Annotated in this window: 19 protein-coding genes; 9 read left to right on the top strand and 10 right to left on the bottom strand. The window is 53.3% G+C overall.

Translation table 11 applies throughout. The features are described 5' to 3' along the window. Positions 1-182 precede the first annotated feature (182 nt). On the top strand, positions 183-1,478 hold the full coding sequence (eno, locus tag FUA23_RS15505; protein ID WP_147931668.1) for a phosphopyruvate hydratase: 1,296 nt from the start codon (positions 183-185) through the stop codon (positions 1,476-1,478). Between the two features lie 122 nt (positions 1,479-1,600). Here the strand turns inward: eno and FUA23_RS15500 are convergent, their stop codons facing one another. Beyond that, positions 1,601-4,441, bottom strand: a complete 2,841-nt coding sequence (locus FUA23_RS15500) for a peroxidase family protein (RefSeq protein WP_222707045.1) — start codon at positions 4,439-4,441, stop codon at positions 1,601-1,603. Between the two features lie 397 nt (positions 4,442-4,838). On the opposite strand from FUA23_RS15500, the gene FUA23_RS15495 reads away from it, so the two are divergent. Beyond that, positions 4,839-5,537, top strand: coding sequence for a ClpP family protease (locus FUA23_RS15495; protein ID WP_147931666.1), 699 nt, complete (start codon positions 4,839-4,841; stop codon positions 5,535-5,537). A gap of 203 nt (positions 5,538-5,740) precedes the next feature. Then, a complete protein-coding gene (gene clpX / locus FUA23_RS15490) occupies positions 5,741-7,012 on the top strand; it encodes an ATP-dependent Clp protease ATP-binding subunit ClpX (RefSeq protein ID WP_147931724.1) in 1,272 nt (423 codons plus the stop codon). Between the two features lie 112 nt (positions 7,013-7,124). Here clpX and FUA23_RS15485 read toward each other — a convergent pair whose 3' ends face one another. Next, positions 7,125-7,655, bottom strand: a complete 531-nt coding sequence (locus FUA23_RS15485) for a hypothetical protein (protein ID WP_147931665.1) — start codon at positions 7,653-7,655, stop codon at positions 7,125-7,127. A gap of 283 nt (positions 7,656-7,938) precedes the next feature. Between FUA23_RS15485 and FUA23_RS15480 the strand changes: the two genes are divergently transcribed. From FUA23_RS15480 to FUA23_RS15465, 3 genes are all read left to right on the top strand, one after another. Then, entirely contained in the window at positions 7,939-9,342 is a 1,404-nt protein-coding gene (locus tag FUA23_RS15480) for an NAD(P)/FAD-dependent oxidoreductase (RefSeq protein ID WP_246144256.1), read from the top strand. A gap of 76 nt (positions 9,343-9,418) precedes the next feature. Further along, entirely contained in the window at positions 9,419-11,572 is a 2,154-nt protein-coding gene (locus FUA23_RS22585) for a 4Fe-4S binding protein (protein ID WP_222707044.1), read from the top strand. Positions 11,573-11,817: 245 nt separating this feature from the next. Beyond that, on the top strand, positions 11,818-13,296 hold the full coding sequence (locus FUA23_RS15465; RefSeq protein WP_147931664.1) for a DUF5723 family protein: 1,479 nt from the start codon (positions 11,818-11,820) through the stop codon (positions 13,294-13,296). Positions 13,297-13,319: 23 nt separating this feature from the next. On the opposite strand, the gene FUA23_RS15460 is transcribed toward FUA23_RS15465, so the two are convergent. Further along, positions 13,320-14,021: an SAM-dependent methyltransferase gene (locus FUA23_RS15460; RefSeq protein WP_147931663.1), complete on the bottom strand. Its 702-nt coding sequence runs from the start codon at positions 14,019-14,021 to the stop codon at positions 13,320-13,322. Positions 14,022-14,192: 171 nt separating this feature from the next. Between FUA23_RS15460 and FUA23_RS15455 the strand changes: the two genes are divergently transcribed. Then, complete coding sequence (locus FUA23_RS15455) at positions 14,193-15,134, top strand: lipid A-modifier LpxR family protein (protein ID WP_147931662.1); 942 nt, start codon at positions 14,193-14,195, stop codon at positions 15,132-15,134. Between the two features lie 32 nt (positions 15,135-15,166). On the opposite strand, the gene FUA23_RS15450 is transcribed toward FUA23_RS15455, so the two are convergent. From FUA23_RS15450 to FUA23_RS15440, 3 genes are all read right to left on the bottom strand, one after another. Continuing rightward, complete coding sequence (locus FUA23_RS15450) at positions 15,167-15,565, bottom strand: rhodanese-like domain-containing protein (RefSeq protein ID WP_147931661.1); 399 nt, start codon at positions 15,563-15,565, stop codon at positions 15,167-15,169. Between the two features lie 15 nt (positions 15,566-15,580). Further along, positions 15,581-15,937: a rhodanese-like domain-containing protein gene (locus FUA23_RS15445; protein WP_147931660.1), complete on the bottom strand. Its 357-nt coding sequence runs from the start codon at positions 15,935-15,937 to the stop codon at positions 15,581-15,583. Positions 15,938-16,042: 105 nt separating this feature from the next. After that, the gene (locus FUA23_RS15440; protein WP_147931659.1) at positions 16,043-16,564 is read right to left on the bottom strand and encodes a GrpB family protein; all 522 of its coding nucleotides are present in this window, start codon (positions 16,562-16,564) and stop codon (positions 16,043-16,045) included. A 437-nt stretch (positions 16,565-17,001) separates the two neighbouring features. On the opposite strand from FUA23_RS15440, the gene FUA23_RS15435 reads away from it, so the two are divergent. Together FUA23_RS15435 and FUA23_RS15430 are read left to right on the top strand one after the other, a co-directional pair. Then, complete coding sequence (locus FUA23_RS15435; protein ID WP_246144255.1) at positions 17,002-18,639, top strand: S41 family peptidase; 1,638 nt, start codon at positions 17,002-17,004, stop codon at positions 18,637-18,639. Positions 18,640-18,798: 159 nt separating this feature from the next. Continuing rightward, a complete protein-coding gene (locus tag FUA23_RS15430; RefSeq protein ID WP_147931658.1) occupies positions 18,799-19,158 on the top strand; it encodes a VOC family protein in 360 nt (119 codons plus the stop codon). Positions 19,159-19,199: 41 nt separating this feature from the next. Here FUA23_RS15430 and FUA23_RS22390 read toward each other — a convergent pair whose 3' ends face one another. From FUA23_RS22390 to pdhA, 4 genes are all read right to left on the bottom strand, one after another. Continuing rightward, positions 19,200-19,361 (bottom strand): hypothetical protein, encoded by a 162-nt coding sequence (locus FUA23_RS22390; RefSeq protein WP_187271084.1) that lies wholly within the window; start codon positions 19,359-19,361, stop codon positions 19,200-19,202. A gap of 484 nt (positions 19,362-19,845) precedes the next feature. Continuing rightward, positions 19,846-21,390 carry a hydroxymethylglutaryl-CoA synthase family protein gene (locus FUA23_RS15425; RefSeq protein ID WP_147931657.1) on the bottom strand — a complete coding sequence of 515 codons (1,545 nt, stop codon included), beginning with the start codon at positions 21,388-21,390 and terminating at the stop codon, positions 19,846-19,848. Between the two features lie 179 nt (positions 21,391-21,569). Further along, positions 21,570-22,325: a tetratricopeptide repeat protein gene (locus FUA23_RS15420; protein ID WP_147931656.1), complete on the bottom strand. Its 756-nt coding sequence runs from the start codon at positions 22,323-22,325 to the stop codon at positions 21,570-21,572. 268 nt (positions 22,326-22,593) lie between these two features. Beyond that, positions 22,594-23,652, bottom strand: coding sequence for a pyruvate dehydrogenase (acetyl-transferring) E1 component subunit alpha (pdhA, locus tag FUA23_RS15415; RefSeq protein ID WP_147931655.1), 1,059 nt, complete (start codon positions 23,650-23,652; stop codon positions 22,594-22,596). Positions 23,653-24,419 lie beyond the last annotated feature (767 nt).

Raw genomic sequence — 24,419 nt, 5'->3', positions numbered from 1 at the left:
GAAAGATCGTTTCTTACTCCCCGGCTCTTCAAAGAACCTTCTCCCTGCACCTGCGACCGCGCCAGCTACCCGAATGCGGGCATGTTCAGGGCGCAGTTGCGAAACCACAAACCCATCATCATCATGCCTCCCGGACCCCCCGTCTGGGTGCAGCACACTACCCACTCGAAAAATATAATTGAATGAGCAGTATTCTAGACGTAAGAGCCCGCCAGATCCTGGACAGCCGGGGTAACCCCACCGTAGAAGTGGAAGTTCTCACCAGCGATGGCGCAATCGGCCGTGCAGCCGTTCCTTCCGGTGCTTCTACCGGTAAGTACGAAGCCGTAGAGCTTCGTGACGGAGACAAAGATGTTTACGTTGGTAAAGGCGTACTGAAAGCCGTAGCGAACGTAGAAGAAAAGATCGCCGATGAACTCCTCGGCGTAGACGTAACCGACCAGCGCTATATCGACGAAATGATGATCGACCTGGACGGTACCCCCAATAAAGGAAAACTCGGCGCCAACGCCATCCTCGGTGTATCTCTGGCTTGTGCCAAGGCAGCAGCGTTGGAGCAGAATCTGCCCCTCTACCGCTACATCGGCGGCGTGAATGCGCACACCATGCCCGTACCGATGATGAACATCCTCAACGGCGGTAGCCACGCGGACAACAGCATCGACTTTCAGGAATTCATGATCATCCCGCTGGGGGCCGATACTTTCAGTGAAGCCCTCCGGATGGGAGTCGAGACTTTCCATAGCCTCAAGAAGGTACTGAAAGGCAAAGGCTACTCCACCAACGTAGGCGATGAAGGTGGTTTCGCACCCAACATCAAGTCGAACGACGAGGCCATCGAGATCGTTCTGGAATCCATCGAGAAGGCAGGCTACAAGCCTGGCGACGACATGATGATCGCGATGGATGCTGCTGCATCTGAGTTCTTCGACGCAAAAGAAAATGTTTACCACTTCCATAAGTCCGACGGCCGCAAGATCGAATCCGGCGCTATGGTGGACTACTGGAAGTCCTGGGTAGACAAGTACCCAATCTTCTCTATCGAAGACGGCCTCGATGAGGACGACTGGCAGGGATGGGCCGCGCTGAACCAGAGCTTCGGCGACCGTTGTCAGCTGGTGGGTGACGACCTGTTCGTGACCAACACTGAACGCCTCAGCCGTGGCATTCAGGAAGGCAGCGCCAACTCTATCCTCGTGAAGGTGAACCAGATTGGTTCCCTTACCGAAACAATCAATACCGTAACCATGGCTCACCGCGCTGGTTACACCAGCGTAATGAGCCACCGCTCCGGTGAAACCGAAGACGTAACCATCGCTGATCTCGCGGTCGCTCTGAACTGTGGCCAGATCAAGACCGGCTCCGCCAGCCGTTCCGACAGGATCGCTAAGTACAACCAGCTGCTCCGCATTGAGGAGGAACTCGGTTCTACCGCTTACTTCCCCGGCCGTGACCTGCTGAAGAAGATCGGACGGTAAGCCCTCCGGCTTATTAAGCTTAAGTCCGTTAAATGACCAGGGCCACTACTTCGTAGAAGTGGTGGCCCTGATTGTTTTTAAGGCCCGGCCCTGCGGGCCGGAAGACTTTTGCGATATAACCGCTAGCGGGCAACCGACTGTAAAGTCTTGCGGAAGAGAACGTCCCCCGAAGCGGCGCTCAGTACCCGCACCAGGTAAGTTCCCGCCGGGAGGCTGAGACCATCGATGCGGGAAGATTCGGTTCCGGCGGTCAATACCTCAGTATAGAGTGTGCGACCGTTTACATCCAACAGCTCGAGGTTAGCCGACTCCGTGAGGGGAGAGGCGAAGCTCAGCCTGACCGAATTGGTGAAAGGGTTGGGGGATACTGTGCTCTCCAAAGCGACGCTCCCTGCACCTGCAGTCGTGCCTATTTGAACGCTACGTGGAGCACCCGATAAATCGACTGCTACCGGAGCTGTGTCGGGAGTCAGGGAGAACATATCGGCTAGGGGGCCGGAACGATCAGCCTGTACCGTTAGTACCACCGAATGGCGGGTAGTACCGTTTTCGAGACTTACGAACTGTAGTTCTCCGTCTCTGAGCCGGTATGCGCTTTCCGGCAAATCGGTACTCACTACGTCGAGTACGCGGAGCCCCTGTGCCTGCAGTCCGAACTGAAATCCGTTGAGTTCTTCTCCGGAAAACTGGAGTTCAATGGTACGTTGATCGCCGGCGGCGATCTCTTCTTCGGGTACTTCGACCCATAATCCGGGAGGTTGGTTGTTGGCGTCAATTTGTAAGTCGGCGTTTACATCACCCAGTTTGATCGCCACAAAACCCTGGTTGATCTCGGAGGGAGGCACGCGGGCGAAGTCGATCGAGAAGGGAATGTCTTCGTCGAAGGGGAACTCGGGGTCGACAAAGTCGTAGCCCGCCGGAATGAAGATCCAGGGCTGTGCGTTACCGCCGGGGAAACTGTCGATGTAACCAAGCTGCTGGCGGGAAATATCAATGATGTCCATTACGTCCAGAGACTTGTCGTTGTTGACGTCTCCGGCAATAAGCTGATATGGATTTTCGAGGTACTGAAGGCCGAGCAGGTGCCGGTTGATGGCGATCATGTCAAAGATGTTGACTCCAGATACCCAGTCGTCGTTGAGACTGGCCGTTAGGACGATATCCTGGCAGGCGGGCAGGGTTTCGAACTCATAGAATCCGAGATCAGAAGTGACTGAGGTGCCCATTACCGAACCATTATCACCGTTAGCAGAAACGGTAACATCGGGTAGTTGTGTACCAACGGTATGGACCTGAATCCAGCCGTCTGTAGAAGTTACGGCATCGCCGCAAATTTCACTGAAGGGCATTGCTTCGAATACGTTTTCCTGCATCAGTTCGATGCTGCTGTTCCGCATCACGATCTCCTGAAAGGTGGTTGTGTGAATCATGTCTTTTTCATCTTCGCTGAGCACCGGATCATTGAGGTAGAAAAAGCGATCACCCGTTCGCAGGTTGGAGAATTGGGTTTCCATAATTCTGCGGATGGTGGAGCCGAAAATACTGCCGTTCTCGGAGCGCTCGGCCAGCATGGCTACCCAGGGGTCGATTTCTTCGATGTTGTTGTCGTAGAGGGTTTCGAGAACGGTGTAGACTTCCTGATCAGGATTGATCTGATCGAAGGTGAAGTTGATCGGGAGGTTGTAGGCCAGCCGAATGTTGTTGTAGCTGGGCAAGCCACGGTCCCGCCCCCGCATGATGTTTATCGATGCGAGGTCGAGGCCTCCGGCTCCGGGAGGGCCAAAGAGGAAGTTCCGAACATCGTCGACAACCTTGCTGTCCATCTTTTGCTGGACTTGCTCGGCCATGCCGCGCAGGAAAGGATCGAGGCCGACTTCGGCTAATACCGTTGGGTTGAAGAAAGCATCACGAAGGGTCATATTCCCTTCGGGAATTACGTTTCCGTTCACATCTAAGCGACGAAGGTTTCCGTTCAGGAGAGTATGACCTACCCGAAAAGCAGCGGCGGTAAAAGTGTTAGTGAGTTGAGGATTGACCTGAGGGTCGTAACCCTGGTATTCGCCGACGGGAACTCCCATTGCCGGCAACCACTCGTTGTAAACGATGGCCTGGATGAGCCCTCCTACAATTTTGCGGGCATGTTGGTAGAGTTGTTCATCGTCCCAGTCGGGGTGCTCGCTTTTGAGGCGTTCGCACTGCAAATTATGTTCGCGCACAAAAAGAGTGTGAAAACTTGCCAGAAGGGGGTTCTCGTTGGCGCGGACATCGCCGGCAACGAAGTGATACGGAGAGCGCCCTACGGCGTCGTCCATGTGCGGAGCGGTGGGGTCCAGTGGGCTGTCGATTTCTCCGTCGATGGTGTTGTAAGGCATCAGGTTTCCGGAGCTGACTTTCAGTTTTCCATCACTGAAAGAGCGCAGCCAATTGGCACGAGCTTCGTCAGAACCGTATACTCCTGAACCGTCAATGAAGGCTGAAATATCGTTGTTGTAATTACGCGGGTTACCGATGCCGAAGCCGGTATTGGGCCGGGGGGCGTTGCGGTTGAACGGAATGACTACTGACCCGAAAAAGAAGGGGTCAAAATCCGGATCTCCGGCGGGGACGGGAATAGGAGTATACTCCTGAGGAATCTCTGTAAGCGTTACGTCGTGGTCGATGAACTGCCCAAAAACCCAGGTGTAGTCGCTTAGCCCGACGGGATCATTGAACAGGCCTTCCTGTGCGAAAAGCGTATTGGATACAGTGCGGGGGTTGGGGCGGTTTTCGCCGGGAGGGATCGATTGGCCATCGACGTAACCGTCGCCAGCGAGACGAATAAGGGCTGTATGTGATGCTCCCCAGTTTTGCTGATCGGGATTGTTACTTTCTCCGGTAAACGTACGGTAAAGATCAGTGTCAACGGTCTGTGCCTGGGATGGAATAAAAGAGAATAGTAAGCAGCAACTAAGTAATAATTTCAATTTCATAAGAGTTCACGGATTATGATCGAAAGGGATATATAGAAGACTGAATATACATACAAAGGTAACAAATCAAGAGGATGCGGTAGGTTTTGAGACTTTAATGGAGCCGTAAAATGACACAACACTGTGTTAGGGAGAGCCTTGTACTTTCTTATGTCCGAAAAACTGGACTTGATATGGAGAAAGGGACAGGTAGTGCCGTATTAAAGTGCGATCGCTTGAACGAGGAGGCGAATCAGAGATGTTCTCCACCAAAAATAGAGTCGTGAATACGGCATCCTGCCTCCCGGGTGAACCAATACTACAAAGGTCTTTTTAAACCCCTTTCCCCTTTACGCGTTTACCTCCAGACGCCCGTTTCCGGTAGCGTCAGCAACAAAAAAATAACCCTACCATGATCCCACAGGATGAATTCATGAAGTACGCAACCCGTCATATGGGGATGAGTACAATGCACCTTGAGAAATACGCTTCCACGATCGGAGGCATGGCTACCCCACAGGTAACCGGTTTTAGCCCTAACGTAATCGAAGAGCGGCAGATGAACATTGCTGCCCTCGATGTTTTCAGCCGTCTGATGATGGATCGCATCATCTTTATGGGGGTCGCAGTATCTGACTATGTAGCGAATGTTGTTCAGGCACAGCTACTCTTTCTTGAGTCTGTTGACCCGAAGCGCGATGTTCAGATGTTTATCAATAGCCCCGGTGGCAGTGTAATTGCCGGAATGGGCATGTACGATACGATGCAGTACGTTACCCCCGATGTGGCAACGATTTGTACCGGTTTGGCGGCTTCTATGGGCTCTGTCCTCCTTGCTGCCGGCGAGAAGGGTAAGCGCTCTATTCTACCCCACGCCCGTGTCATGATCCACCAGCCAAGCGGTGGCATGCAGGGCCAGTTCTCCGATATGGAAATTAACTACCGCCTCATCAGCCAGTTGCGCGACGAACTTTACACCATTCTGGCCAATCATACCGGCCAGACTTTCGAGTCCATCGAAAAGGACAGTGATCGTGACAACTGGATGACCGCCAAGGAAGCCGTTGCTTACGGCCTGGTTGACGAAGTGCTCAGCCGCGACAAAGAGTAGAAAATCGTAGTGGAATGACGGATTGAATCAATCCGTTATTTCCATCGCGCATTATTCGTACTTTCGCACCCCGAAGCCGCTCCGAGACCCGCCAACGGCGACTGTTCCGGAGCGGCTTCTTTCTCTTATTCGGTGGCGTGGAGTCACCTCCAACGCATGGTAGCAACGCTATCAAACATCACTACTAAATTACTACTCCTATGATGCGAGGAAAAAGACAGGAGGTACATTGCTCCTTTTGCGGCCGCGACAAAGGCGAGGCCCTGGTGCTCGTAGCAGGCCTGAGTTCTCACATCTGTGAAATTTGTGTTGAACAAGCACAGGAAATCGTTGCTGAAGAGCTATACGGAGGCATGATGCCAGCCGCTGTGCAGCCAGAAGCGGAAGAGACAACAAAAGAGTTCAAACTTCCTAAGAACATCACTCCCCGCGACATCAAGAAGCATCTCGATCAGTATGTGATTGGTCAGCACCAGGCGAAGAAAATCATCTCCGTTGCTGTCTATAACCACTACAAGCGTTTGATGCACCCCGCCGAAATCGGAGACGAAGTACAGATCGAGAAGAGCAACATTCTGCTCGTTGGTCGTACCGGTACCGGAAAGACGCTGCTTGCCAAGACGATTGCTAAGTTCCTCGATGTCCCATTCTCTATCGTAGATGCCACCGTGTTTACCCAGGCGGGCTACGTAGGTGAAGACGTCGAGTCTATTCTCAGCCGGCTTCTACAGGTGTGTAACTATGATGTGGAAAGCGCCCAGCGTGGTATCGTTTACATCGATGAGATGGACAAGGTTGCCCGTAAATCTGACAACCCAAGCATCACGCGTGATGTGAGCGGCGAAGGCGTACAGCAGGCTATGCTGAAAATGCTGGAAGGGACCGACGTGATGGTTCCACCCCAGGGAGGCCGCAAGCACCCTGAGCAGAAGCTGGTGAAGGTGAATACCGAAAACATCCTCTTCATCTGTGGCGGAGCATTCGATGGCATCGAAAAAGTGATTGCCCGGAGGATGAACAGCAAGGTAATCGGCTTTGGCAGCAATAAAGACGAACGCATTGAGGAGGAAGACCTGCTCAAGTACGTCTCTCACAAAGACATCCGTCGTTTCGGTATGATCCCCGAGTTGATTGGTCGCCTGCCGGTAGTAACTTACCTCAAGCCACTCGACCTGGAAGCCATGAAGTCTATCCTGACGGAACCGAAAAACAGCCTGCTGAAACAGTACCAGCACTTGTTCCGGCTTGAGGGCATCAACCTGACCTTTGCGCCCGACGTAATTGAGTACCTGGCCGAAACTGCACTGGAGTATGAGCTGGGTGCCCGTGGCCTGCGTTCTATCTGTGAGGCAGTAATGACCGATGCGATGTTCGAAATGCCAGGAATGAAGGACGTGAAGCACTTTACCATCGACCGTGCCTACGCCAAGTCCAAACTGGAAGGCGGTATGTTGGAAATGCTGAGAGCAGCGTAGCAGGTTCTGCCACAGCCCACTCTGAGGGCGCTTCTTTAATTTGAACTATGTTATCACGGAGCCACAGACAATTTGTCTGCGGCTCCGTGTTCGTTTATGATGCCTTCGAGCACTAGAAATTGAAAAGAGGCACTTCCGGAAACTGCTCGAAATCTGCGGCGGAGGGTTCTATTCCTCGAACGATGATTTCCTGTTTGTTTGCGGAAACGATGAAGCGCAAGTCTATGTGTGTACTACCGGTGAAGTTATCGGTGAGCCAGCGTTGTAATCGTTCGGCGCCCTCTTTCGAATATGAGAGGGTAACGGAACTGCTCCAGTTACGTGCAGGGCGCAGGGCCATAATTTCTTCCAGCGTAAGGTCGGTCTCTTCGTTGCCGCTGTCGGACAGGAAATCTGCAGTAAGCTCATTTTCGTGTAGGTAAATGCGAAGGTCTTCTACAGCGAGAGGTTCGTCCGCCATCGCAGTTGCGTCGAAAAGGCCGAGTTCTTCAAGGCCGGAAGCGAGTTCGGCGAAGGAAGCGGCGTTCATGAGTTCGCCTTCCGGCAGGGGGGAGATGTGGGAGGTATTGGTAGTATAGTCGGTTGTGCAGGCGGAGAAGCCGCAGGCCAGCAGAGCAAGCAGGAGGAGGTAGCGTGGTTTCATGATGATAATGGATGATGAATGCTTAGGTTTATTGATCTAAAGTAGGGCTGGTTGAGGTGGTACAGAAGGTGTCTTTGGACGAGCGTCCCATTTTTTTCGACGAAGAGGCCTGCTCCTTCATAACTTTTACTGCACCTGCGTTTGCGCCCAAATTCTCTTGCGCCTGTATGAAACGATGGGTAGGTGCAAACTGGAAAAACAGCGTCGCAATATGACAATAGTGAGGGGGCAAACGTCCTTTCCCGACAAGACCTCGTCGTGTCCGGCAACAAACTCTGCTTAAATGCGTAGTTTGCAGAACCATTCTTTGCAACAAGAACCCACCATAGTTATGCACGTAGCCATCATCGGCAACGGCATCGCCGGAGTGAGTGCCGCCCGCTGGCTGCGCAAACTCGACGACGCCGTCCGAATCACCATCATCTCTGCTGAAACCGAGTTTCATTTTTCTCGTACTGCACTCATGTACGCCTATATGGGCCATATGCGCTGGGAAGACCTGATGCCCTACGAGCCTTTTTTCTGGGAGAAAAACCGTATTGATCTCGAGAGGAATTACGTCGAGCGCGTCCATGCCGCCGATAATAAACTGGAGTTTGCCGACGGTACCACTATGCTGTACGATCACCTGGTGATCGCCTGCGGAAGCAAATGGAATAAGTTCGGCTGGCCGGGGCAGGACCTGGAACGGGTAGGGGGAATGGTCTCAGCTCAGGATCTTCAGTACCTCGAAGAAATTACGCCCGAAATCAAAAAGGCCGTCGTTGTGGGGGGCGGACTGATCGGGATTGAGCTGGCGGAAATGCTTCACAGTCGGCAAATTCCCGTTTCGCTACTGATTCGGGAAGGTTCTTACTGGAGCAACGCCCTGCCCCCTGAAGAAAGCAGAATGGTGAGCCGGCACATCAAAAGCCATCACATCGACCTGCGGGAGAACACAGAGCTCGACACCATCCACGATGATGGGAAAGGGGCAGCGGGCAGCGTGACCACCAAAGATGGTGAAAAAATCGACTGTCAGTTTGTTGGGCTCACCGCGGGTGTGAGCCCTAACGTAAGTTTTCTGAAAAGCGAAGAATCGATCGAGCTTGGGCGGGGCATCAAGGTAGATAATAACCTCCGCACCTCCGTGCCGAACATCTACGCCATCGGAGATTGTGCCGAGCTAAGAACACCGCGCGAAGGCCGGCGGAACATCGAAGCTATTTGGTACACCGGCCGGATGATGGGCGAGACGGTAGCCTACAATATTCTGAATAAACCGGTGGAATACGACCCAGGTATTTGGTTCAACTCCGCCAAATTCATCGACCTGGAATACCAGGTGTACGGAGAGGTGCCTGCTCACGGCCGCGAGGGACTGGCATCCCTTTATTGGGAGCACGAAGACGGTGAGCACGCCGTACGGATCAACTACGAAGCAAGCACCAAAGCGGTACGCGGCTTTAACCTGATGGGAATCCGCTACCGCCACGAAGTGTGTGAGAAATGGATTGCCACCGAAACGCACATTGAGGAGGTCCTGCAGAACCTCGGTCTTGCCAACTTCGATCCTGAGTTTTACAAACAGTACGAGCAGGATGTCGTGAATCTTTACAACCAACAGGAGGGTACAAAACTGGAACTGAAGACGAAACGAGGGCTTTCAGCCGCGATTCGGTTTTTACGCAAAGCCGTAAGTACATAATGGGTCGAGCGCTTGTAGCGCAATAATCGACACCATAATTTACTAAATCGCGCTGCATGCGCTCAACCATAAGATAATGCCAACCACATCTACCAAAAAATCCGTCCTGCAGTACATCGGTCTCGGGCTGTTCGCCATCTCTCTGCTGGTTTTTACGGCTATGCTTGGCCTCGACGACTACAAGTTCAACGAAGAACAAATTCTGACACCCTTCGCCGCAGGCGAAGATGCCAATTACTGGCAACAGGACGCAGCGGCCTTTCACCAGGCACACCTCAAAATCGCCGGCGAAGAAACCGGGCTTTTTTCTGAAACTTTCGGTACCACCTTCGCCTCCGAGAAAAAGCTGAAGCAAACCTACGCCACCGCTCAGGCCCGGGTAAAAGAATATTACGAAACCGAAGGGCTGCCGCAGGATGTCGACGGTGAGGGTAACCCCAAAACGAACGAGGAAGGCGAACCCGCTTTGGTGCAGATGTGGCAGGTAGAACTGCCCGACTGGAAGCTGAAAAACAATGCCGCAGGCTGGATCAAAAATGCCGCCACAGGGCCGGTGGAAAGTAACCCCTGGCTGTTTTTTCTGCTCACCTTCGGGCTGGGAGCGCTGGGCGGTCTGCTGTACATTATCCCAAAATTTTCGGCACAGCCAGGCATCAAAAATGACCATATTTTCCACAACCAGCTTACGCGGGGGCTGGACCTGAGCTGGCGCAGCGTCTTTCTTACGCTGACGGTAGTGGGCATCCTGGTCTACGGCTTTTACTACATGGACGATAAGCTCGTATGGCCCGCCATTACCGCTGCAATCGGGCTTGCCATCATCGGTCTGGTATTGTTTGTGCACCACAGCTGGGGGCGCGACGCGCGCGACGCGGGGCCGGAAGACTACAGCGGTTGGCTCGGCATCCTGGCCGGCACCTACTTCATCGCTTTCTACGTGCTGCTCTACTGGGCGGATCAGCACGTGGTGGCCTGGGTACACATGGTGAGCCCGATAAGCGAAGGAATATACCAGTACTTCAGTGGATACAACGAAGGCGGCGAAGCGGGCAAATGGTTCTTGTACGGACTAATGTACACCTTTATTATGCTCGTGATGGGGGTTCGGATGATCTCCAAATATCGCCACAACAAATACCAGATCATCCGGACCATTTCCGTGATGTTCTTCCAGCTTTCCTTTGCCTTTATGATTCCCGAAATCCTGCTTGCGCTCAATAAAGGCTGGCATGGAGACAAAGCCACCCTGCCGTTTCAGGACATGAAAAACATCTGGCCGCTGGATTACGACTTTTTCCACAGTTGGTCGATCGATGGTTTTATCGACAATCCCGGCTCGCTGGGCATGTTCATGCTTTTCTGGGGCATCATTCTGGTTATCGTCGGGGTACCGCTGATGGTGCACCTGGTGGGCAAGCGTTGGTACTGTAGCTGGGTTTGTGGCTGCGGTGGCCTGGCCGAGACGATGGGAGACCCCTGGCGGCAACTGTCGGACAAGAGCCTGCGGGCCTGGAAGTTCGAGCGCTACATCATTCACGGCGTACTCATTTTCGCCATCCTGATGACGGCGGCCACGATCTATTCCTTCCTTCCTAACGACGATTATTGGATTAACCGGACGAGCTTCCTGATCATCTTTTCCGCCCTGCTGGCCATCGCAATGGCCGTAGCGCTGGTGGCTTACCAAAAAAGCCGCCTGACGATCTCCAAACTGGGCCTCAGCCTGGGCGTCGCCTTCGGCGTCGGCATGATCGCGCTTAACATTTACTACATGACCTTTGGTGGCGACAACTACCTGTTCGCCAGCACCGGCAATGTACAAAAGTGGTACGGCTTCCTGATTGGTGCCGGCTTCGCCGGCGTGGTCGGCACGGGCTTCTACCCGCTGATGGGCAACCGCGTTTGGTGCCGCTTCGGCTGTCCGCTGGCGGCCTACCTCGGCCTTGTGCAGAAGTTCCAGAGCCGCTTCCGGATCACGACCAACGGTAGCCAGTGTATTAGCTGCGGTAATTGCTCCACCCACTGTGAAATGGGGATCGATGTGCGTGCTTACGCGCAGAAGGGGCAGGATATTGTTCGTGCCAGTTGTGTTGGCTGCGGGGTTTGTTCTGCTGTTTGTCCGCGGGGTGTACTACGCCTTGAAAACTCCAGCGAAGACATCTATGACCGGGCAGAAACGGAACGGGTGATTCACATCGACATGGAAAACGGGATCTCGCTGATGAACTAAAAAGCAATGTTGTTCGTGAGCCGGGGAAAGGGATTTCCACGCTTGAATCGCTTTCTGTGGCCGCGCTGCTTTCTCTCAGATTGGCTGAGAATGGGCGCGGCCGCAGGTGCACAGTTTCGTCAAAAACATCGGATTGACCTCAAATTTCTCCTCTCCGATGAAATATATACCAAAAGATCAACCGTTGTCAACAGGAAATACCTGAAGCCGAAGTTCTTCTTCTACCTGCTTCACTTCCCTTTTGCATGAAATTATCATTCCGGGCAGCAACTGTTTTGTTTGCCACCTTTCTTATTGCTACGCTCAGGCTGAGCGCTCAGCAGGGCCTGGGCTGGGTCACAGATCCTCATGCTGGCGTAACGTCAGCTTTTCTGCAGCCGGCATCGACTTCTGCTTCGCCTTACGACTGGGACTTTACCCTCAGCGCGGCAGGGGTAAACGTTCGCAATAACTTCACCTTCCTGAAGAATGCAGCCGGACTCTCCTTCCTTCGTCAGCTCAGCGGTGCCGAAACGTTTACTTACAGCGAAACGGAGTTCTCGGTAGCCATAGACGACCAGGTTTATTTTTATGATTTCCCCGCAGGGCGGGAGTCTGTCTATGCCACCGTCAGTGCCGAGATAACCGGGCCTTCCTTTTCCGTTCAGGTTGGGGAGTTTACCAGGCTGGGGGCGTTTACCCGACTCAGGGCTGCTGCAAGTACCCGGAGCCTGGATGCCAGCTTCAATTATTATCCTTACGATGCTTTTGCCAACGGTGCCGACATTCCCGTACGCGAAACTTATGCTTCAGCCGCAGCCTGGGGCGAAATTGTTCTCCACCTTTCCCGGGCCTTTGCGGTGGGGTACGACGGAGAACTACGACTGGGCATCAGCCCCAAATACTTGCTCGGGATAGAAGGCGCTTCGGTCTTTAACCCGGCTGGCAGCAGTCTGCAGAAGCTGGGCGGAGACAGCATAATGATCAGTAACCTCAACGGAGAACTCGCCTTCACGAACGCCTTCCGGCAGGAGTACGACAACACCGGTACCACTGGTGCCGGGTTCGGGGTCGATCTGGGCGTGCAGTACGCCTGGGGGGCAGTAGGAGACTCCGGGTTTCGCTATACATTAGGTTTGTCCGTTCTGGATATGGGGAGCATCACTTTCGACCGCGGAGCACAAGTTCATCGCTTCGTCAATACCGGTGATGTCCTGCTTGATGGGGAAGACTATGATTTTGAGAGCGATAACTACACCGACGAGGCGCTGCAGCGCCTCAGCCAAGCCGTGTACGACGGCGGGCTGACCTCGCTGGCCGGAGACGAGTTTACGGTAAATCTACCAACGGCCATCAGTGCTCAGTTCAGTGTAAGGCCGATCGAAGAAGTCTCCTTCTCCGCCGTTTACCGCGGAGACCTTCCGTTTCGGGCCCGGCAGCTCACCCAGGGAAGCCAGCTGATTGCCGCCGCGCATTACAGCAAATGGTGGTATGGGGCCGGGCTTACCGCCGGCATCTACGACTGGGACCGCGTTAACATCGGCCTCCAGTTGCGTCTGGGCCCGCTGTATCTGGGTACCGATGAGCTCTTCGGCATGATCCTGAAGCGGGAGGAACTGAGCAGCGGGAGCTTTTACGTGGGGCTACGGGTTCACGACTTCGGGGGGAGTAAAAAAGGCCGGAGCAAAGGCCGCTCGCGCAACAACCGCCGGGGCGGCAAAGCCGTAAAATGCTACGATTTTTAAAGGTGTTCTTCCTGAATTCAACTTCAGCGAGCAAGAAGAAGGAACATCGCTGGCCGTTTCTGCAATTCTGCTCCTACCGATTTTTTCCAGTCTTTTACCCGGCCGGTGAAGATGTATTCTGTCTCGAGCGTGATGTCACAGGCAACGGAGAAGAGCGTTTCGGGGTGAAGACTCTCCAGTGCTACTTCGACGGTGGCCTGGTTACGGTACGGCGCTTCGATCCACAGTTGGGTGGTGTTGCCTTTACGGCTGGCGGCCTCGAGCCGGCGGAGGTCTTTGGCAAGCTGCGGTCGCTTCGGGCTCAGATAACCATGAAAAGTGAATGATTGACCGTTAAGCCCCGAGGCCATAACGCTGAGCAAAATTGCGGAAGGGCCAATCAGCGGAACCACCTGAATACCCTTTTGATGGGCGAGCAGCACAAGTCTGGCGCCAGGGTCAGCAACTCCGGGGGCACCGGCGTCGCTAAGTAAGCCAACATCGCACCCGCGCTTCGTCGCACTAAGCATCTCCGGCAAATCCTGTGGTTCGGTCCTTTTGTTGAGGTCGTAATACTCGCACTCTTGCAGCGGAACTCCGACCTGCTTGAGAAAACGGCGGGCAACCTTGCCCGTTTCTACCACAAAGTGACGAATAGGGAGGATGGCGTCCAGCGTGGGTTGAGGGATCGTGTGCAGGGCGTTGTCGCCAAGAGGAGAAGGGATGAGGAAAAGTTTGCCAGCCATGGTACAAAGGTAGTCGAAATCAAGGCCCTGTTGATCAAAATTTGGCTTATCATATCATCCAAAACCCAGCATATCCTCGTACATTTGCTGAGTAACCCTACCGGGTGCCGGCCTCTGCCGACGATATTAGCTTTGTGAAGCGGGTCATACCAGTGATTAATTCCCGCACGTATGTCAAAAGCATTGTTCCTGATTGGAACCATTTTAGCTGTTTTTTCTTTTGCTCTCCCGGGTCAATCGACCTGGGGACACACCTACTTCACGCTGAAAGTAGCAAATGACGTTTTGTACCTGCCGATCAAAACCGACCAGTATTTCACAAGTGGGCTCAATTTTGAGTTTGGTAAACGCGAACGGTTCTCCACCCCTTTGCGCGCAGGTGGGACCATCACTGCGGAAAGCTACTGGCGGCTGACTCAAAACATTTATACACCCAAGAGGATTGAGGCGAAGTCGTTGCTTAAAAACGATCGCCCCTTTGCGTCTTATCTCGTCGCCACCCGGGGGAAGTCCTTCACCGATGACCAGATGGGGTTTGGGTTGCGCTGGGAGCTCACGGCAGGAATCCTGGGCCGATACGCCGGTGGAGGAAAAATACAGAATGCATTTCACGATTTACTGCCTTTTGCCGACGAGGTGCCGGGGTGGTCACACGAAGTTAAGCCAGACGTAATTCTGAACTACGAACTCAAACTGAGCCAGCGTTTTGATATGTCTCCGCGCCTGAGCTTCACCCCCGCCGTATACGGACGGCTGGGAACGCTCTATACCAACCTCGCTCCGGAATTGAAATTCAGCTGGCTGGCCATCCGGATCGATGAACAAAGAACGCTCCGCTTCGACCTTTTCGGTAACGGTAAGCTCGTAGCATACGATGCCACGCTCAGCGGTGGCCTGCTTAACCGGGACGATCGCTACCGGGGCAAAATTAACCCTAATGCGCTGGTGGGGACGCTTGGTTTCGACGGAGTGATCGACTACCGCGGATTACGCCTGAGCGGAGGATTACGCCACCTCACGACCGAGTTCAGAGGCGGAGATCCGCACGCATGGGCCTGGTTTTCAATTGGAATACAACCGGGTAAAAAAAGGCTCAATCCTGTTGTTCGCTAAATCCGGATTTGTCCGGCTTTTTCGGTATCACCTCACTCCTTCCAGGCTGCGTAGCCTCCCTTGAGGTTGTAGAGTTTGCTGGCACCTAATTCACTTAGTTTCTCGCAGGCTTTACCGCTCCGGCCACCGGAGGCACAGTAAACGAGGAATGTTTTGTCGGGGTCCAGTTCGCTTATTTTTTGCTCGAAGTCCGGAGAGCGATAATCGATCTCAATTGCTCCTTCAATAATGCCTCCCGCGGTTTCCGCGGGGGTGCGGACGTCGATAAGAATGGTATTCTTTCCACCGATTCGTCCAGCAAACTCTGCCGGCGAAATGTCCTGATAAGCTGGGGCTGGTGCCGCTGCGGTGTCCTGGCTTGTGGCCTTTTCGGGGGCGGGGCCGCAGGTGCACAGTAGGGTTAGCAGGAGCAGAGGTAATAAAAATTTCATCTCTATGGGTTGGAGTTATTCTGCATCGTAAGCATTGATGCCTCCGTCGAGGTGGACCAGCTTCTTGATGCCCGCATTGCGCATCAGGGTGCAGGCCCGCACGGAGCGGCGACCGCTCCGGCAATACACCAGGTACTCGGTGTCGGGGTCGAGGGCTTCCATCTGCTCCAGAAAATCAGGGCCGAGGTAATTCATATTCACGGCACCGTCCAGGTGAAATGCCTCGAACTCAGCGGGAGCCCGTACGTCCAGTACGGTACCGGCGGGAGCTTTGGTCAGGAGTTCGTCGAATTCGGCGGGGCCTACGTTGCGAAGCTCCTGTTTCAGAAGCGTCCAGCGGGGGATGGGGCAGGCGGGAGGGCCTTCGTTCATTGCTTATTTGTTGGTATAGCTAAGGTAACGTGTTCGGGGGGGCTCCGGGTTGAGTTTTTCCTTTTTATCCGGCCTAAACCCTAAAAAGGGCCGATCATTATGGTTTTATCCTTCTTTCAAAACCGCTTCTATAAACCCCCTGGCCCGCTCTTCTTTGATCCTGGCATAAGCCTTGCGCTCCTGACCGGCCAGGGTCGCTATTTCCTGTTTTATGTTTTCGTAGGTAGCGCGGGCCTTTTCGTCTGACCGTAAACTGTCGCGAAACCGGAGATGGCGGTGCAGTTCCGCGTTGTCTGAAGAGCACGCATAGAGGTGGTGCGGAATGGTGTCGAGTACGGTGTGGAAGGAGACGTCTGTTCTGCGCCTGAAAACTTCCCGACCCGGGATGCCCTGATCGCCATTGTGGTAGTAGCCTGCCTGCCCCAACGCGGCGATAATCAGTTGTAGCTTCTCTTCTCCGCTGAATTCTATATCGATGTCAATAATCGGTTTTGCGGCCAGGCCGGGCACGGCGGTACTGCCGATGTGGTGGATCGTCACCAGATGGTCTCCCGCCGCGGCGGTCAGGATGTCGGCGATTTGGCGGAAGTGATCGGGCCAGGTGGGGTTGTAGGGGTGGAGCAGCATGATTAACGAAGGTATAGCTCCGGAGGATAAGGAGGAGGTGAGTGTGGGAAGTATTGGTGTGCATCACGAGATGCACAGACTTCCCTGCCGGCTTTAAAAGAGTCCACGATTTGTGGACTTGGTATTGGTGTGCATCACGAGATGCACAGACCTCCCTGCCCCTGTCCCGTTTCCTCGGTCCCCCTGCCTGCACAAGTCCCCAAATGGCTCGTCATGGATAATCTTGCCCTCAAAACGCCTGGCGTTTTCACCAGACCCTCCCCCGTGGGGTAGGGGTTGGGAGCAAATGTCGACTTGTGCAGGAAGAGGGAACTCCTGACGTATCGTGATACCCACGTACTAACCTCTCCTTCCATTTTACCGCCTCACGGCGGTGCCTTGATAATCTATCTCCGCCTAAAAACGTTACCATAAAGTACCTCCCTAAACGAAACCGCATGTCTACGCGCAAAAAGATTTTTTCCGGCCTACTTGGTGGCCTTGCTTTTATGGTTTTTACTGCCGCTACGGTGAGTCCGGTAAACGATAAGTTTTTTGAAATAATGAAGGCCATCGAGGTCTATACCAACGTTTATAAAGAAGTCAATACTTACTACGTAGACGACATCGAACCGAATAAACTGATGCGTACCGGCATCGAAGCGATGGTGAGCTCGCTCGATCCCTACACCAACTACATCAGTGAAACCGACGTGGAACTTGCACGTCTGCGGCAAAGCGGAAAGTACCAGGGTATTGGTGCCGACATTGAGTACATCGATGGGCTACCCACCATTATGGTCTTGTTTAAAGACCAGCCTGCCGATGAGGCAGGCCTGAAAACAGGAGACCGCCTGCTGGAAATCGACGGCCGCGAAACTGCGGGCTACAACCGCGAACAACTCGAAGAAATAATGCGCGGGTTCCCCGGCACTACCATGAAGCTGACGGTAGAGCGCCCGGGCGTAGGGCAGAAAAAACTGGAACTGCTCCGTGGAGACGTCTCCATCCCTAATGTCCCGTATTCCGGAATGCTGGCCAACAACGTAGGCTACGTTGCGCTGACGACCTTCACCCAACAGGCCGGGAAGAATGTCCGCGACGCAGTTAGCAAGCTGCGCGCCGAAAACCCAGAATTGAAAGGGGTGGTACTCGACCTGAGAAACAACGGCGGTGGACTCCTCAACGAAGCGGTGGACATCGTCAACATCTTCGTCCCGAAGGACGAACTGATCGTAACCACCAAGGGCAAGGTGCGCGAATGGGACCGTAGCTACAAAACCAAGGGCAATCCCCTGGACCTGGAACTGCCCGTAGCCGTACTCATCAACAATAAGTCTGCTTCAGCCTCCGAGATCGTTAGCGGTTCACTGCAAGATCTCGACCGTGGGGTGCTCATCGGCCAGCGGAGTTACGGCAAAGGATTGGTCCAGAATATCATGGAAACCGGTTACGGCAGCCGGGTTAAGATCACCACGGCCAAATACTACATTCCCAGCCTGCGCTGTATTCAGGCACTCGAATACCGCGACGGTAAGCCGTTCGATATCCCCGACAGCGAACGCGCCGTATTCAAGACCCGTGCCGGCCGCGAAGTACTCGACGGAGGAGGTGTTGCCCCGGATATCGAACTTCCCGTTCTCGGTGGAACGGCAATCACCAAAGGCCTGCTCGAAGAACACGTCATTTTCGACTTCGTAAACGAGTGGGTTACCAGCCATCCAACCATCGACTCCGTTGCTGACTTCCGCTTCACGGATTGGGACAAGTTCGTCGGCTTTCTGCAAAAGGGAGACTACGAGTACACCTCTAAAGCCGAAAAAGCGCTGGAGAAAGCCCTCGAAGCAACCAAAGAAGAAGGCTACGATATTAGTGCTCAGCTCAAAGCAATTCAAGCCCAGGTAGATAAAGAACAACTCGAGGCCATCCAGAGCTATAAGGCCGAAATCATCAACATCATCGAAAAGGAAATCGCCGGCCGTTATTACTACCAGCGTGGTGAGGTCCAGATGGGCTTACGGAACGACAAAGAAGTTCAGGAAGCAATTGCGGTACTCAACGATCCGGCCCGGTACGCAAAACTGCTGAAACCTTAGAGGAAATACCGCTTCAGTGCTCGTTCGTTGGTCTGGTATCCGTTGGAGCCGGGCCCGTACGTACACGTTCCGCTTAGGACGTTTTTGCCGGGTTGCCACTGCCATCCAGAGCTACTACGATCGCGTACCAGGGGAGGTGTTTTATCCTGAAAACATGCTATGATTAAATTCCTGAATACTATTCCTGTGCTTGCTTCTTCAGACCTGGCCCGGGATGTTGCCTGGTATGAAGAGAAGACCGGTTTTCAAAACGTAGCCGATCAGAAAGGTTACGCCATCATGCAGCGGGAAAACATGGAGTTTCACCTGCAACTTCACCACGGCACAGAAGACGATCCCGTAATGGCCGGCGTAATGCGCATTCAGGTTCAGGGCATTTTACCTCTCTTCGAGGAATTCGTGTTGCGGGGAACCATCGGCCAGGATAAACTCCGGATGAGGACCGATTGGGGAACCAACGAATTCGGCTTTTACGACTTAAACAACAACGCCATCTTTATCATGGAAGATGTGGGCTAAAGAGGCCGACGTGACGAAAGTAAAAGTCGTAGTTTACAATCCTACTGGTGCGGCCGGTCAATAATTTCCTGCTGCTCTCGTTTGCCGGCAACGTCGGCAATGCCGGTCATTTCCAGAAACACGGTCAGCAAAATGATTCCGAGAATGATGTAGAAAAGGGTCATCATTTTGGATGTCTTTTTGTCTTTTGGCGCGTCTGTCATAGTTAGATATTTTCTCTCTGCAAGTAACCTCATTTTCAGGTCCATGTTTTCATTCTGCGGAGATAAACCGGCTTTATCTATACTCCCCTCGGTCACATGAGGTGAAAAGATGGCGCGTCAAAAATCATCTGCTGTAGCTGAGGGGAGTATACACTGGCCAGCGTGTGATGGCGGGCGCAGACGCGGGTGCAGGGTGCTGTTGGAGGAGCAAGGAGAAGAAAAAGATTGATTTTTATAATCAAAAAAGTTAGTTTGTGCTATTTGTGATTAAATGTACGCATATAGTTGTGTGAATGTTTCAGTGGTATTATATTTGTACTATCGGAAACAGAGAGAATGTCATCCGATGATTTACACCTAAAACCCTTTATTTAGACACTATAATCCCTTGAATACCCACCTGAGCCTTACTGAGTATTTTCCCGTTTTTTGCAACCTTATTAATTAGAAGCCGGGGCCAATGGCCCCGGCTTTTTCTTTGTCTCTACGCCGTGAAGGTTCCCGCGAGGGCCGAAGCGTAACCGTAGTGGCGTACGCCTTCGGTTTCGTCCCGTTCGTCGTGGACATCAGCGAGGAAGAAGCTCCCGCCGTCGGAATGGGCAATGTTATCTTTCAGCGAGCTACGGTGGAGTTGTTCGTAAGCGGCGTAATCAATGGCCTGGCGTTGGTCGAGGCGGAGTTCGAGGTCAAACTGTTGAGCGACTTCTTTCCATCCGGCTTGCAGGGTTGCTCCAAAAACTTTGGACTTAGAACCGCTGCCATAGGCGAAGACACAGATGCTTTGCCCTTCAACGTTCTTTGCATCCTGCGTCAGCGCCTCTAAAGTGCTCATCAGGCTCAGGAAAACGCTACCTGCGTAGAGGTTGCCCACGCGCGAGCTTGCCCACTCCCCCGGAGCGATGCGTTCGTTCACGAAAGCTTTGTAATCTTCGGATTTGGTGACCAGGCGAAGGAAATCGGTGCACTTGGTCAGGTACTCTTCCCGTTCCGAGTAATCATCGGCGCAGGGTACTTCCAGTTCGTTTTTCAGGATGAAGTCAACCCATCCTCCGTTGGCCTTGAGTTCTTCCATGAAAATTTCTGAGAACATCCGCCGCGCCTGGAAGGCGTAAGGGAGGTGAAAGACCAGGTGGCTGAAATCGGTCAGGAGCTCACCTTCTTTTTTACCCGAGCGGCGGCGGTAATCCTGCAACGCCTCGCGGATGCGGGCCTGGTAGGCTTCGTTGCTGTACGGACCATCGAATACGGGAGTGACCTTGTGCAGATAGAGGTCGTTCTCGTTGCAGTCCAGCACGCCGTTGCAGTCGAGGCCTTCGGACAGCTTGCCGATAAGCCCGTCAACGTCGAAGTCTTCCGCAGAAGTGTCGGGCAGAAGGTTGAGGACCTCATTTATGATTTCGCGCTTGGTGACTTTGCGGTTAGGCTTGAAGAAATCGTGGGCGGGCCGGGTTGCCACGCCGAAATCGGGATCGATGGCAAGTAGGCGCGGGTTTTGTTTCACGATCATCGCAACGGCACCTGCCCCCTGAGTGTATTCGCCCGGGCTGTTCATTTCGTATTTGGCCTCGTCGCTTGCTACTACAATGCCGATGCGGCCGTCTTTAGCCGCTGCCCATTCCAGAGAGTTCTGAAGTGCATCAACGGCGCCAATACAGGCAAAAGTGAGGTCTACTACGTCGCAGTTAAGGAAGCAGTTGCCGCCGTGGCTGTCGCTGAAGTGGTCCTGTAGCATCTCCAGTACGTAAGTAGCGGTTGGTTTGGCTCCGTCGAGTGCCGATTCGGTGCCGAGGTAGAGGCGACCGATGTCGTTGGGGTCCAGATCGTTTTTGTGCATCAGGTCGAGCACCGCATTGGCGGCCATGGTGGCGGCGTCTTCACGGGCGTCCGCGATGGCCATTTGCTGCAGCCCGAGTCCTTTGCTGAGTTTGGGGTAGCTGAGGTTCCTCGCCGCAGCGAGGTCTTCAATCGGGAAGTAAAGTTGGGGGACGTAAACGGACAGGTCGTCGATACCGACAGGAGAAGCGCTCATACTTTTGGAGATCAGGTTTAGCCGTGGAACAGACACACGGCAGGATTCAGGAAAAGCAACAGCAGGATACGGATTTGGTTTGCATAAAACGAAAAAGCCCGCTGCACGATAAGGAATCGTGCAGCGGGCTTTTTCTGAAATCAGGTAGTCGGGCGCTGGATCGGGCCAGGGCTGATTGTTTAGTTTGCCATTTCCAGCATGGAAATGTACTTGTCGGCTTGTGCCGCTTCCGGACTCTGGCCGTAGTCGGTTTTGAGACGCTTGAAAGCTTCGAGCGCTTCGGTGGTTTTGCCCTGATTGCGAAGCAGCAGTCCAAGTTTGTTGAGGTAGTAACCGGCAGTAACGAAGTTGTCTCCTGCGGCGTCTACTGCGCTGCGGTAGCTGCTGATGGCAGCATCCATGTTGCCGAGTTCGCTTTCAGCATCTCCGATTACACCGTACTTCATTGCGGGGAGCAGGGTGCCGGAGGCATCGAAAGACTTAGCGTAGTCGAGCGCTGCTTCGTACTTACCTACGTTGAGGTAAGAAACTGCGGCGTAGTAGTTGGCCAGGTTTCCGGCCTTGGTGCTGCCGTACTGATCAACGATGTCTACGAAACCGAGACCTCCCTGGCCTGGGTTTACGAGGGCGAGGTTGAAACTGTCACGCTCGAACTGAATCTGAGCCTGTTGCATTTCAGCCATAGCTGTTTTCTCAGCAGGGATCTGTACGAAAGTCTTATAGACGAAGTACCCGGCAACAAGCAGGGCGATGGCGATGGCTCCGAAGACGATGATGTTACGATTACGTTCAAAAAAATCGAGGCCCTGGTCACGGACTTCAACGAGGTCTACTAGGGTTTCATCACCCTCAAGAACAGGAGCGGACGTGCCGCGGGGGCGACCGGTACTTGGCGTGCCCTGAGGGCGGCGGCCGATGTTATTTTTCTTTGCCATTTTCTCTTAATTTAGAAAGGCCCGGTTCAACGGGCCTCCGATAAGCGAGCGCAAAGATAAGTAATGTCGGGGTATTCTGTTTATCCCGTTGAAAAACCTTCTGATTTCAGCCGAATAAAGAGGCTCTTACCACATCGCCCCCTTCCCGAAGACGGAAAGAGGGCGATCGTGAAGCTTTTAAACGGGCCTTTAATAAATGGCGGAAGCAGAAAGAAAGAATCCGGAACACCTCGTTCCTGCGCTGTTGTTTCTACCGCCATTCACCTTATTAGGTAAGGAAGGGGTAAGGCTCGGAGTAGTTGTCGGTGTAGAGCGTGTCGGCAGAAGGGAAGTCGCTCTCTTCGGCAAACTTGGCTGCTTGCGCAACCTCGGCCTTCACGTCGTCTTTGATCTTCTTGATTTCGGCTTCGGTAGCAAGGCCGTTCTCAAGGATTAGTTTTTCGGTTACCTTGATGGGGTCACGCTCCTGATATTCCTGAAGTTCGCTCTTTTCGCGGTACTTGGCCGGGTCAGAAACGGAGTGACCTTTGTAACGGTAAGTTTTCACTTCCAGGTAATACGGTCCTTTGCCTGCGCGAATATGTTCAGCGGCTTCGGTGAAGGCTTCGTGAACGGCGGCGGGGTCCATACCGTCAACGCTCTTACTTGGCATGCTGAAGCTGGCACCCAGCTGGCTGAGGTCGGTTACGTTACTGGTCCGTTCTACTGAAGTTCCCATTGCATAGCCGTTGTTCTCACAAACGTAGAGGACCGGGATCTTCCAGGTCATGGCCATATTCCAGCTTTCCCAGAGTGCGCCCTGGCGGCTGGCGCCATCGCCAAACATTGTTACACACAGGTTCTTGGTTCCTTTGTAGCTTTCAGCCATTGCAATGCCCGTTCCGATCGGAATCTGAGCACCTACGATGCCGTTGCCGCCAAAGTATTTGTTCTCTTTGCTGAAGAAGTGCATGGAGCCACCTTTACCTTTTACGATGCCGGTTTCTTTGCCGTAAAGCTCAGCCATTGCCTGGTCCATCGACACACCACGACCGATGGCCGTTCCGTGCTGACGATAAGCCGTCACAATGCCGTCATCTTTTGTGATTGCACTCTCCATTCCGGCAGCAACGGCCTCCTGACCGATGTACACGTGGCAGAAACCGCGAATCTTTTGCTGGCCGTAGGCCATCAGTGCACGTTCTTCAAATCTACGGATACGCAACATGAGTGTGTACCACTCTATGTACTGCTCTGCGCTGTATTTCAGGCCTTTAGCCGTTCCGTTCTTTTTGGCGGTCGTGGTTTTCTTCGCCCGCGTTGTCGTTTTCTTTGTTACTGTTGCCATGCTGATTTAGCGAATTTTCGCTGATTTAGATTGCGTTACCCGTTAAATATAGGTTGCGCGACGGAGAATCCAGAGAGCAAGCTCACTCTCCTGCTTTATAACCCATATCTGGCGGCTCGGTTTAGTTCACGGATAGACTTAGCTGGAGTAAACACATCAGACTGCTTTTTTCTGCCTCGTTTTACTTGTTTTGCTCCCCTCTCCCACAGACCTCCGAAGGGAGCCGCGCAGCGAGCACGAAGTACTGCGCAGCAAAAGGGGCCGGACATGAGGTTACGAACGGAGTGAGCAGAACCGTGCAGAAAGCGTTAGGCTAGTCTACCAGGGGGAACACCCTACTATTAAGTGATTGCTGTTTATGATCAGCAAAGTCTCCTGCGGGCTCCTTGCCGGTCAGATCGCCAGATTAGGCTGTCAAGGAGTTATGACTTCTCTGCTGCAACAAGCGAATAATTATTGCGCTAATTGGGAGTTGATACGCCTTTAGTTGAGGAATATGGTATTTTTGTGGCGTCTGGTCACCATTATTTGGGTTATTTGACAGGGAGTTGTTTTCGCCGTGTAAACCCTGTTTGATCGCTTTCTTTACCTCTGTTTCTGTGAGGAGTCTTTTTGTGTAGGAATTGCTGTGCAAATTACGAGTTACAATGGTCCGCTACGGTTTATAGCTAAAGAGATGACTTTACTTCCGTGCGGCCAGTCTTTGCAGGAGCGTAACGGCGTCATATCTCGTCATACATCTTGTCTAGCATGTCTGTTACGCAACC

This window comes from Neolewinella aurantiaca, assembly GCF_008014675.1.
Classification (GTDB): Bacteria; Bacteroidota; Bacteroidia; order Chitinophagales; family Saprospiraceae; genus Neolewinella; species Neolewinella aurantiaca.
The sequence above is the reverse complement of the archived record's forward strand: the minus strand, read 5'-3'. Positions and strand labels throughout refer to the sequence as shown.